General features: G+C 70.4%; 12 protein-coding genes. 4 read left to right on the forward strand and 8 right to left on the reverse strand.

Going from position 1 to position 11,213, the window contains the following annotated elements:
• Positions 1-35 precede the first annotated feature (35 nt).
• From fxsT to ABEB28_RS35895, 3 genes are all read right to left on the reverse strand, one after another.
• The gene (fxsT, locus tag ABEB28_RS35885) at positions 36-2,357 is read right to left on the reverse strand and encodes an FxSxx-COOH system tetratricopeptide repeat protein (RefSeq protein WP_345732733.1); all 2,322 of its coding nucleotides are present in this window, start codon (positions 2,355-2,357) and stop codon (positions 36-38) included.
• A gap of 177 nt (positions 2,358-2,534) precedes the next feature.
• The gene (gene fgd, locus ABEB28_RS35890; protein WP_345732734.1) at positions 2,535-3,533 is read right to left on the reverse strand and encodes a glucose-6-phosphate dehydrogenase (coenzyme-F420); all 999 of its coding nucleotides are present in this window, start codon (positions 3,531-3,533) and stop codon (positions 2,535-2,537) included.
• 72 nt (positions 3,534-3,605) lie between these two features.
• The gene (locus ABEB28_RS35895; RefSeq protein WP_345732735.1) at positions 3,606-4,109 is read right to left on the reverse strand and encodes a MarR family winged helix-turn-helix transcriptional regulator; all 504 of its coding nucleotides are present in this window, start codon (positions 4,107-4,109) and stop codon (positions 3,606-3,608) included.
• Positions 4,110-4,214: 105 nt separating this feature from the next.
• Here ABEB28_RS35895 and ABEB28_RS35900 point away from each other — a divergent pair, with 105 nt between their 5' ends.
• From ABEB28_RS35900 to ABEB28_RS35910, 3 genes are all read left to right on the forward strand, one after another.
• Entirely contained in the window at positions 4,215-4,775 is a 561-nt protein-coding gene (locus ABEB28_RS35900) for a YceI family protein (protein WP_345732736.1), read from the forward strand.
• Between the two features lie 67 nt (positions 4,776-4,842).
• Entirely contained in the window at positions 4,843-5,631 is a 789-nt protein-coding gene (locus ABEB28_RS35905; RefSeq protein WP_376981875.1) for a pirin family protein, read from the forward strand.
• Positions 5,632-5,641: 10 nt separating this feature from the next.
• Positions 5,642-6,136, forward strand: coding sequence for a VOC family protein (locus tag ABEB28_RS35910; protein WP_345732738.1), 495 nt, complete (start codon positions 5,642-5,644; stop codon positions 6,134-6,136).
• Positions 6,137-6,362: 226 nt separating this feature from the next.
• Here ABEB28_RS35910 and ABEB28_RS35915 read toward each other — a convergent pair whose 3' ends face one another.
• From ABEB28_RS35915 to ABEB28_RS35930, 4 genes are all read right to left on the reverse strand, one after another.
• Positions 6,363-6,731 (reverse strand): hypothetical protein, encoded by a 369-nt coding sequence (locus ABEB28_RS35915; protein ID WP_345732739.1) that lies wholly within the window; start codon positions 6,729-6,731, stop codon positions 6,363-6,365.
• Positions 6,732-6,988: 257 nt separating this feature from the next.
• Positions 6,989-7,387, reverse strand: a complete 399-nt coding sequence (locus tag ABEB28_RS35920) for a roadblock/LC7 domain-containing protein (RefSeq protein WP_345732740.1) — start codon at positions 7,385-7,387, stop codon at positions 6,989-6,991.
• A gap of 76 nt (positions 7,388-7,463) precedes the next feature.
• A complete protein-coding gene (locus tag ABEB28_RS35925; protein WP_345732741.1) occupies positions 7,464-8,513 on the reverse strand; it encodes a DUF4388 domain-containing protein in 1,050 nt (349 codons plus the stop codon).
• Between the two features lie 49 nt (positions 8,514-8,562).
• Positions 8,563-8,967 carry a hypothetical protein gene (locus ABEB28_RS35930; protein WP_345732742.1) on the reverse strand — a complete coding sequence of 135 codons (405 nt, stop codon included), beginning with the start codon at positions 8,965-8,967 and terminating at the stop codon, positions 8,563-8,565.
• Positions 8,968-9,680: 713 nt separating this feature from the next.
• Between ABEB28_RS35930 and ABEB28_RS35935 the strand changes: the two genes are divergently transcribed.
• Entirely contained in the window at positions 9,681-10,232 is a 552-nt protein-coding gene (locus ABEB28_RS35935; RefSeq protein ID WP_345732743.1) for a DUF1697 domain-containing protein, read from the forward strand.
• On the opposite strand, the gene ABEB28_RS35940 is transcribed toward ABEB28_RS35935, so the two are convergent.
• Positions 10,201-11,100, reverse strand: coding sequence for an amidohydrolase family protein (locus tag ABEB28_RS35940; protein WP_345732745.1), 900 nt, complete (start codon positions 11,098-11,100; stop codon positions 10,201-10,203). The genes ABEB28_RS35935 and ABEB28_RS35940 overlap by 32 nt on opposite strands.
• Between the last annotated feature and the right edge of the window lie 113 nt (positions 11,101-11,213).

The raw sequence follows: 11,213 nt of genomic DNA on the forward strand, positions 1-11,213 counted from the left end.
CAGATTCGGGACGAGACGGGGCGCGTCGTCCCGGCTCAACCGGCCGGCCGGTGGCGATCGGCCTCGGTCCGTTCCACCCATGACCGCAGTTCGGCAGCGCGTTTCGCGTCGCCCAGCGCGGCGAGATCACGCGCCAGCCGGAGAGCGGAATCGATCGCGCTGGGATGTGATTCGCCGAACACCCGCTGGCGCCGCGCCAGGATCTCCTCGTCGAGCGCCCGCGCCAGGCCGACGTCGCCGAGCGCGTAGGCGTCGTCGGCGAGGGCGGTCGCGGCGGCCAAGCTCTCCGAGTGGTCCTCGCCGAGCGTCTCGCGGTGCCGACGGAGCAGATCGGCGTCGAGTTCCTGGGCGGCGTCGAAGCGGCCGAGCGTCCGCAGAGTCTGGGCCAGGCAGCGGGCCGCCCGCAGCGTGTCCTCGTGGTCCGGGCCCAGCCGGTCGAGCCAGCGCCGGTGCAACTGATCGGCCAGGTCGCGCGCAGACCGGACGTCGCCCCGCGCGAGCAGGACGTGTGCTGCCGACACCGCCGTGGTCCGCAGCCCCGGATTCGCGGTATGCGCCGGCTCGGCCGCGTAGAGGTGCGGCAGGAGGATCGTCCAGCTGGGCCAGCGGCGCGGATCGGTCGGGTCGCCGGGATCGGCGGCGGCCACCAAGGCGTCGACGTGTGCGCGGACGGCGTCCCGCCGGTCGGCGCCGAGCTGATCGCGCAGAATCGCCGCGACCAGGCGGTGCAGACTGACCACCCCGTTGCTGCCGTTCAGCGGGTCGCCGACCCGTACTCCGAACCGGCTCACGCGCTCGACCTGCACCAGGCCCAACCGCTGTAGCCGACCGATGCTGCGCTGCAGCACCGCGCTGCCGTCCGAGATGCCTTCCAGGGCGGCGAGCGGATGCAGCTCGGGGCCAGCCCCGGTCCGCCGCTGCATCCGCGGATGCATCGACGCGTCCGCCCCGGTCCACCCCGGCGGCACCGCCGCATCGGACCGGTGGTCGCCGTGGTCGGTCAGCACCGGGTCGGCCAGCCCGAGCAGACCGACCGGGATCGGCCGCGGCGCGAGGAACGCACAGACCCGGGCCACCGCCAGCGCGACCGGGTCGCGGGTAGCCAACCAGCTGGTCGCCGTCGCGATCGCGCCGGCCAGCGCGTGCGGATAGTTCACCGCGCGCTGCTCGTCGAGGACGTCGGCGACGTGCTGGGCGAGCTCGGTGAGGTAGTCGCCGGCGTGGGTGCCGGTCTCGGCGAGGAAACCCACCGCGAGGCCGACGGCGAGCGGAAGGTCACCGAGCACCGCGGCCAGCCGCCCCGCCTCCACCACGGTCAGCCCCGAATGGCGACGACGCAGCAGCTGGATCGACTCCGCGCGGCTCAGCAGCTTCACCTCGAGCGGAGTCGCCACCGACGCCCATCCGGACGTCCGCGAGGTGACGATCGTGTGCCCTTCGCCGCCGGGCAGCCAGGGCGCCAGCGCCTCGGCCGACTCCGCGTTGTCGCACACGACCAGCCAGTTGGAGTGTCGCCGCAAATAGGTCCGGGCGACGGTGGCCGCGGTGCCGGTGTCGGTCTCCGGGCCCACCAGCCCCAACCGCACGGCGAGCGCCGCGAACTGGTCGCCGATCAACACCGGCCGGTCGGCCGGGATCCACCAGACCAGGTCGTACTCCGATCCGAAGCGGTGCGCGTACTCCAGCGCGAGCCGGGTTTTGCCGACCCCGCCCATGCCGAATCGCCCCTCGACGGCCACTCGGCCGTCGGCCAGGAGCGCGGTCCGCAGCGCGATCAGCTCCTCGTCCCGGCCGACGAAGATGTCGTCCGGTGCCGGGACGTTCCAGATGTCCGGCCGGTGGCCGGGCAGCCGGGGCCTAGGGGCGACGACCGCGGGACCGCCTTGCTCGCGCGCGACCGTGCGGGCCAGCCGGTCGGCCGCAGCGGCCGCCGCGCCGACGCCGAGCACGGCCTTGACCAAACGATCCGCGGTTTCCACCGGCGGGGCGTCGAACAGCGTCGGACCGGAGACGCCGGACCAGGGCTCGGGCAGGTCGACCGGCTCCACCCGCACCGGGACGACGCGGCTGAGCAGCGGCAGATCCGGACGCTGTTCGTCGGCGTACTCGTAGCCCTCCAGCAGCGCGGACGAGAAGACCAGCACGATCCGGTCGGCGCCGGGCTCCTCCGCCGCGCCGAACAGCGCGTCCTGCACCGCTGTGACCAGCGGAATCCCGGTGTCCCAACGCCAGCTGACCAGCCGGATCTCGATGCTGTCGGGCTCTCCCGCGTCGGCGAGCCGGGCCGCGATCCACTCCGCCCACGGCCGATCCCGACCGACGTGCGTGATCACGAATCGCCGACGCGCGCTGCTCACGCCCCTCACCTCGATCAGATGCGGCACCAGAGGCCACATTGAGTGCAACTCTGACGTCTGAATGTAACCGGCCAACGCCCGTCCACACCTACGGACGAGACATCACCCGATCAGCAATCACAGCGACAATGCCCAGGCGCACCAGCAGTCATGCGCGAGCACAGTGGACGATCAGCGTCAGCCGGCGGTTCGCAGCAGCGGCAGGATCTGCTCGCCGTAGAGCTTCAGGAAGCGCGCCTGGTCCGGGCCCGGTGCGTGAAAGACCAGGTGGGTGAAGCCGAGGTCGACGTAGCGCCGGACCGCCGCGACGTGCTCGGCCGGGTCGTCGGAGACGATGAACCGAGACGCCGTGCGCTCGGTGGGCAGCGCGTCGGCCAGCCGCTGCATCTCGATCGGGTCTTCGACGTCGCTCTTCTCCTCCGGGGAGAGCGCGAGCGCACCCCAGTACCGGGTGTCTTCGAGCGCCTTCGCCTTGTCCGGATCGAAGGAGACCTTGACCTCGATCATCAGGTCCAGGTCAGCGACCTTCCGGCCGGCCTTCTCCGCGCCCTCGTGCAGCGCGGGCAGCAGCTTGTCGGTGTAGAGCTCGGGAGCCTTGCCGCTGGTGGTGATGTAGCCGTCGCCGATGCGACCGGCCATCCGCGTTGCCGCCGGACCCGAACCGGCGACGTACAGCGGCACCGGGCTGGCCGGCTTGTCGTAGATCGTCGCCTTGTCGAGCTTCCAGAACCGGCCCTCGTAGTCGACCCGGTCCTGCGTCCACAGCAGCTTGATGATCTCGATGGCTTCCTTGAGCCGGGCGAACCGCTCCTTGTTGTCCGGCCACTCGACGCCGAGCGGAACCTCGTTCATCGACTCGCCGGAGCCGACACCGAGGATCACCCGGTCGGGGTAGAGCAGGCCGAGCGTCGCGAAGACCTGCGCGACGAGTCCCGGGTGGTAGCGGAAGCTCGGGGTCAGCACACTGGTGCCCATCTGGACGCGCTCGGTGCTCGCGCCCAGCGCACCGAGCCAGGCCAGGGCGTTCGGCGCGTGCCCGCCGTCGTGCCGCCACGGCTGGAGGTGGTCGCTCACCCAGACGGAGTCGAACCCGACCTGTTCGGCCAGCACGGCGTAGTCGAGCAACTCACGCGGACCGAACTGCTCCGCGGACGCCTTGTACCCGAACTTCAGCACGTGCCGCTCCCTCCACTGCGCTACCCCGGCACACCCATCATGCCCCGCGCCGCACACAGCGGCCGCGCGGGCTCAGGCGTCGGCGGCCGTACTGGGAGACGGACCGAGCTCACCTGCGGCGTCGCGCTCGATCCGGTCGAGCACGACGTCGGCGATCGCGGTCAGGGTCGCGACCTGCTCCGCGGTGAGCCCGTCGAACATCAGCCGCCGCACGGTCTCCACGTGGCCGGGCGCCGCGGCCTCGATGGCGGCCCGGCCCTCCGGCGTGAGGACGACGAACGCGCCGCGCGCGTCGCTGGGGCAGTCTTCCCGGACGACGAGGCCGCGCTTCTCCATCCGGGCGAAGTGGTGGGACAGCCGGCTCTTCTCCCACTGGAGCGACTTGGCCAGCTCGGTCACCCGCATCCGGGCCTCCGGCACGTCCGTGAGGTTCACGAGCACCTCGAAGTCGGCGAGCGAGAGGTCGGAGTCGGCTTGGAGTTGCCGCGCCAGCCGGGCCGTGAGCTCGGACTGCATGCGCAGGTGCCGACGCCAGGCCCGCTGCTCGTCGGCGTCGAGCCACCGAGGTTCTGTCATGCACACCACTCTACCCGGGAATAGTTGACACGTCACCCAAGTTGGCGCTAGCGTAGTTGAAGCATCAACAAGTCGCACCACCAAGACCAGCCCAAGGAGCAAGCCATGACCGCCCCCGCTTTCACTCTCTCGGACCTGACCGGCGACTACACCCTCGACCCGGCCCACAGCCGGATCGGCTTCGTCGCCCGGCACGCGATGGTCACGAAGGTCCGTGGCGCGTTCAACGTGTTCGAGGGCAGCGCCGTACTCGACGGTGACAACCCGGAGAAGTCGTCGGCGAAGGTCGTCATCAAGGCCGCGAGCATCGACACGCGCAACGAGCAGCGCGACGGCCACCTCCGCACCAACGACTTCCTCGACCCGGAGACCTACCCGGAGATCACGTTCGTCTCCACCAGCGCCGTCGTGGTGGACGAGAACAACTACGAGCTGATCGGCGACCTCACGGTCAAGGGCGTCACGAAGTCGATCACGATCCCGTTCGCCTTCGAGGGCGCTGCGAAGGACCCCTTCGGCAACACCCGGGTGGGCTTCGAGGGCTCGGTGACGATCAACCGCAAGGACTTCGGCATCACCTGGAACGCCGCACTGGAGACCGGTGGCGTGCTGGTGAGCGACAAGATCGTGCTGGAGTTCGAGGTCTCGGCGATCAAGAACGCCTGAGCCGGGCGCGGGCGCTCCTCCGGGAGCGCCCGCCCGATACTTCTTCAGCCCGGACGGGTGGCGGAGGATGGGAATCATGGAACCGAAGGTCGACGTCCGCCGCTCCGCGTCCCGTGACCGGACGAAGATCGCGTGGCTGGACTCCAAGCACTCGTTCTCGTTCGGCACGCACTACGACCCGGCCAACACCCACCACGGGGTGTTGCTGGTCAACAACGACGACATCGTCCAGCCCGGCTCCGGCTTCGAGACCCATCCCCACCGCGACATGGAGATCGTGACGTGGGTGCTGCAGGGCTCGCTGGTGCACCAGGACTCGACCGGGCACTCGGGCGTCATCTACCCCGGCCTCGCCCAGCGGATGAGCGCCGGCCGCGGCATCCTGCACTCGGAGAAAAACGACTCCGTTCGAGTTCAGGGGCGGGTGGGCGGGGGGCGCAGGGCTGGAGACGCCGCCGGGGCCACCGGTCCGGTGCGGTTCGTTCAGATGTGGGTGCTCCCGGACACGCCCGGCATCGATCCGGGCTACGAGCAGCTGGAGATCGAGGACGAACTGCTGCGCGGCGGGTTGGTGCCGGTCGCCTCGGGAATGGCGAAGCACGACGCCGGGATCCGGATCAAGAATTCGTCAGCGGCCCTGTACGCGGCGCGCCTCCAGCCGGGATCTTCGGTGCGGCTACCGGAAGCGCCGTTCCTGCACGTTTTCGTGGCGCGCGGCGCGGTGACGGTGGAGGGCACCGGGCCACTCGCCGAGGGCGACACCGCCCGACTGACCGCTACCGGCGGCCAGCGGGTCACCGCGGCCGAACCTGCCGAACTACTCGTCTGGGAAATGCACGCCACGATCGGTGCTTGAGGAGGCCACGATGACCGTCGACCTGGCTGCGATCGAGAAGCAGCGCGATCTGCTCCGCGACACCTACCTGCTCCCGGCCGACCGGCGCCCCGCGTCGTCGGCTCGCGGGCTGCACCACACCGCACTGATCAGTAGCAGCGTCGAGCGGACGATCTGGTTCTACCAGGACCTGCTGGAGTTTCCGCTGACCGAGCTGATCGAGAACCGTGACTACCCCGGTTCGTCGCACTTCTTCTTCGACATCGGCAACGACAACCTGCTCGCGTTCTTCGACTTCCCCGGCCTGGACGTCGGGCCGTACGCCGAGGTGCTCGGCGGGCTGCACCACGTCGCGATCTCGGTCGAGCCGGAGCGGTGGGAGCATCTCGTCCGCAAGCTCTCGGACGCCGGCGTGGAGCACGTCGTCCACAGCGGGGTGTCGGTGTACTTCCGCGACCCCGACGGCGCCCGCATAGAACTCATCGCCGACCCCTTGGGCGAAATGTACGGCCAACACGTGCTGTGAGCGCAGCGCGGCCGGCGGCAAGGCCGCCGGCCGCGCTTTGCTTTTGTACTTGCTACGGCGCTGGAGCCCGCTCAGGGCGGGGCTGGCAGTCGAGCGGGCCGCAACCCAGTCGTGCCCCGTCGCGGGCGGGCCCGCGACGGGGCAGCCTCCCTGTGCGCCGTGACATAAGGGGGCCGTCATAAGGAGGCCCGCTCGCCTGTCAGCGTCGTCCTGAGCGGGCCGCCCACTACATCTCGAGTTCGCGTTCGATGCGGGCCAGCTTGTGGCGAGCCAGCGCGAGGTTCGCCCGCGACTTGTCGAGCATCAGGTAGAAGAACAGCCCCTTGCCCGACCGCGAGGTCACCGGGCGGATCACGTGGTACTGCGACACCAGCGTGACCAGGATGTCCTCGATCGGCTCGTCGAGCCGCATGAGCTCGAGCGTGCGCATCTTCGCGCGGACGAAGTCGGTGGTACCGGCCGCGATGATGTCGAGGTCGAGGTCGTTCACCGAGGAGAGGGTGCCCAGCGGCATGCCGCTGTTGTAGTCGATGAGCGCGATGCCCATCGCTCCCTCGATGTTCATGGCTTCCTTGAGCGAAGCTTCCAGGTTCATGACGTGTACTCCTGTTCGAGGTGGTTCGACCGGATGGGGGTTACTGCTGCCGCCGTGCTGATCGGCGGCGGGTCTGGGTAGCGCTCCGGACGCGGGGCGCGTGGGCGCCGCACGAGCGTCGACGGCGACGGACGCCGCGCCGGTCGCATCGGCGGTCGCGGCCGACGTCTCGGCCGCGTAGGAGGGGATCTCGTGCTCCGGCTGCGTCGAGCGGCGGCGGTGCCGTCCACGAGCGCGGGACCACCAGCTGTTGCCGTTCAGCGCCAGCCACCCGCGGCGCCCTCCGCGGCGTCCACCAGCGAGCCGATGCGATCGGCCAGCGCCCGAGCCTCCAGGTGCAGACGACCGAGGTTGGTCTCGGCCGTCGCGAGCACGGTCAGCACTGCGTAGCTGCCGGCCGAATAGGTGACGACGTAGCCGTAGGTCCCGCGCACCAACGCCTCCTGGAACCGACCGTGGCCGGCTTCCAACGCGATCCGCTCGCTCAGTCCGAGCGTGGTCGCCGACAGCGCGGCCATTCCTTCCGGCTGGACCCCGTGGGTGTCGTGCGCGATCAGTAGGCCATCGGCTCGGGACACGAGGCTGCCCGAGACGAACCGGACCCGATCACGCAGGGCCCGGATCTCGGTCAGCACTTCGTGCTCGACGTTGTCCACACGTCTCCCTTCCTGGCTCGATGGCACTCAGGCTCGAGGGCGTCGTCTGTTCGGCACCGCGGGTGCGGTGGGGTGGTCAGGAAAAGTCTTGGAGTGCGTCACGGACTCGCCGCAGGGACGAGACCGTCGGTGGATCGGCGTGGATCTCCGGTGGTGGTGACGCCCAGCGGGGAGCCGCCATCTCGCCACGTCCCGCGGAGGGCCCTGACGGCTCCTCGGCGCCCCGGCCCTGCTGGCTGGGGCGCACGACCCGCCCGGCCCTGCCCACGCGCTGGGGCAACGGTGGCAGCGGCGACAGTCCTTCCCCGGCCGCCGATGGCGTTCCCACCGGGCCGTGCGACGCGGGCGCCTTGCCGTTGAGCGGACCGGGCTGGTCGGTCGTCGGCTTGGTCTTCGCCGCCGCAGGCGCACCGATCGCCGGGCGGTACGGCGTCACCGCCGGACGGCCGGCGGCTCCGGTCGCCGACGGAGCCCGCAGCGCACCGATCGCCGCCAGCCGCCGCACCTCCAGCAGCGTCGCGAACGCGCCGCGCCCGAGCTGCCGCGCCAGCTCCAGCGGCGTTCGGCGGCCGTCGGCGTTCAGCAACAGCTCCCAGCGCAGCCCGTCCACCACGATCTGGTCCCGGGGCAACCGCGGCACCAACGCCAGCGGCGCCTCGTCGAACTCGGACGACGGGAACGTCGCGGTGAGCTGGTCCCGCCGGCGTGCGACCTCCCGCACCACCCGCTCGACGTCGACCCGCGGCGTCCCGCCGAACCAGGAGGCCTCGCCCGCGACGAAGCGCACCGCCGTGGGCTCCGCCTCGAGCGCGAAGTACGCGGCGTCGAAGAGCGCACTGTTGACGCACAGTTCCAGTTCGCCCTGGCTCAGGTACCCCTGGTCCACGAGCAGGGCGCCGACCCGTGCCGACGGTCCGCCGACCGTCCGCACCGACTCCCAGACGTCCTTGGACAACCGACCGGAGGCGGTCAGTACCGTGCCGATCCCGGGCGCCGCGTCCGCGTCGATGTGCGTGACACGGCCTTCCTGCAGGTAGAGCACTGCGCCCAGCGAGGCGTCGACGTGTAACGCGCCGGTCGCGCCGAGCGCCACCAGCTCACGCAGCGCCGCCTCGACCGCTGTCATCTCGGGCTCGCTGCGGCACGCGGAGGTCTCACCGCGGCATCCGCGGACGTCACTGCATCACCAGGTCGTCGGCGAGGCGTCGGAGTTCCAACCTCGCCATCGCCAGGTTGCTCTGCTGACGGTCCAGCCAGAGATGCAGGAAGAACCGGCCGTCGAACGCGGTGTGGACGAAGCGCAGCAGGTCGTAGCGGCCCTGGGCCGTGAGCACGATGTCTTCCCACCGCTCGGGGTCGGCGGCGGACGCACCGACCGGCCGCTCCGGCCCGACGAACGCCGAGTTGTCCCGTGCTGCCCGGACGACCTCGGTCGCACCGGCCGCCGCGGCGTCCGGGCCACCGTGCGGCCACTCCCCCACGGAACCGACGACGAGGCCGCTGGTGAAGTCGACGAGGTTCGCACCGCGCGCGCCGGCGATCGCCATCGCGCGCTGGAGACTCTCGTCAATTCCCGGCATCGCATGCCCTCCGTCACGGTGACACCATTCACCGCTCCAGGCAAACGGCTATTTCCGCAGCAGCAAGCCCCACCACCGCCGCCAGCGGCCACATCAAGCACCCTAGCGCGCAGTTAACGCTGCTTCCACTTGGCTTAACAAAACTTCGTCGGGTCGTCGGCGCTTCACAGCGAGGGATTACCAAGCGTTGCGCGTCAACTACGGAACGCCTTTATCGATCGAGCGTTCCGTACCCGCAGGTGGTGCGGCGATTGACCGCCGCGGTCGTCGACGCGCCACCCCGGGCCGCCTCCTGCACTCGCCGAACCGGCTGTGGCCTGCAATAATGCGGCGGCCTCCGAAGCGGTGGGTGCGCCCGGCAGGGCGACTCCGGCCCGCGTCGACCGCTTCGCACCCGCCCCCGATCAGGGGTCGAACGTAGCGAAAAGCGACCGTCCAATCAGTACAGAATGGTGCGTCGATTCGGTCAGCACAGCGCCCACCCGGAGCGCGGATCCCGCCGCTCAGGCCTTATCGCTCGGCATTTCGGAGCGTTCGGAATGGCACGGTTTCCCTTACGCTCCGGAACCGACGCAGGGAAGCGGAATGCGGTCGATGAATAACCGTCGAATATCGGGAACCTTTCCCGGCGGCCTTCGTTCCTGACCTCGCTCGTCCCGCCAGAGAGCGCCTTCGCGCCGGTGGACGCCGGTTCCATGGGCGAGGATGACTACGTGACTGCCTACCTCGCCCTGTTCCGCGGCATCAACGTGGGTCGCAACCAGCGCATCGCGATGGCTGATCTGCGCACCCTGCTGACCGGTCTCGGCCACTCAGACGTCGTCACCCACCTGCAGAGCGGTAACGCAGTGTTCCGCAGCGACCGCACCGATCCGGATGCGCTCGCCGCCGAGATCGAGGACGCCGTTACCGAGCAGCTGGGCCTCACCGTGCGGGTTCTGGTCCGGGACGAGGCCGACCTCCGCCGGGTCGTCGACGCCAATCCACTCGCGGACGTCGCCACCGACCCGTCGAAGCTGCTGGTCACGTTCCTCTCCGCGCCCACCGGCCAGGCCGAGCTGGATTCGATCGACCCCGCCACCTACGCGCCGGAGGTCATGGCGGTGGGCGAGCGAGAGGTCTACGTCTGGTACCCCGACGGTGTCCGCAAGGCGAAGCTCAACCCACCGTTCTTCGAGAAGCGCTATCCGAAGGACGCCCGGGCCGCCGGCACCGCCCGAAACTGGAACACGATCACGAAGTTGCTGACGATGATGACGCCCTGAGCAGCCGCGCGCCGTTGTCGTGGAGCACTCCGCGGAGCCAGTCGTCGCCCAGGTCGAGGCGGACCAGGCTCTCTACCTGGTGGGCGTACGGATAGGGGATGTTGGGGTAGTCCGACCCGAGCACGATCCGGTCGCCGAGGTCGCGCAGCCGGGGCCGCAGGTCGGGTGGGAACGGCGCCATCCGCTCGGTGAAGTCGGTGAACGTCATCGTCGTATCGAGGTGGACGTTCGGATAGGCGTCGGCGAGCGCCAGGAACTCGGCGTACTCCGGCGAGCCCAGGTGCGCGACGACCAGCGTCAACGTGGGGTGTCTGGCCAGCACCGCGCTGATCGGACCAGGACCCGTGTACGGCCCGGGCAGCGGCCCGCTGCCGCAGTGACACACGATCGGGATGCCCGCCTCGGCGAGCTGCCCCCACACGGCGTCCAACTGCGGGTCGGTGGGGTCGTAGGCACCCACCTGCAGGTGGGCCTTGAACGCCCGCAACCCACCCTCGATCCCCGCCCGGACGTAGTCCGCGGCGCCGGGCTCGGGAAAGAACGTGCCGGTCGGGACGCAGTTCGGCACGTCGCGCGCGAACTGCAACGCCCACTCGTTGAGCCAGGTCGCCATCGCGGGTTTGTGCGGGTAGAGGAGTGCGGTGTGCACGATGACGCCGAGTTCGCCCAGTAGCTCCAGCCGGGCCGCTTCGGCGAGCCGGTACTCGATCGGCCACTCCAGTCCGACGCTCGCCGGCAGCGCGTCGAAGTACGCCCAGACCTTGTGCAGTACGCGTTCGGGCATGAAGTGCACGTGTGCGTCGACGAAGCCCGGTATCCCGAGCTCGTCGCAGAAGTCCCGGAGCCCGGCGTCGGTGAGAGGTGCCACGCTCTCACTCTGCCGCGCCCCGGCGCACAGCGCCCGCAGTTCGCGCCGGAGCAGGAACTCCGGCGGACCGCCGCACCCGGTGCCGCCTGCGGCGTGCAGGCGGCACCGGCCGG

It is taken from the genome of Cryptosporangium minutisporangium (assembly GCF_039536245.1).
In the GTDB taxonomy this organism is placed as follows: domain Bacteria; phylum Actinomycetota; class Actinomycetes; order Mycobacteriales; family Cryptosporangiaceae; genus Cryptosporangium; species Cryptosporangium minutisporangium.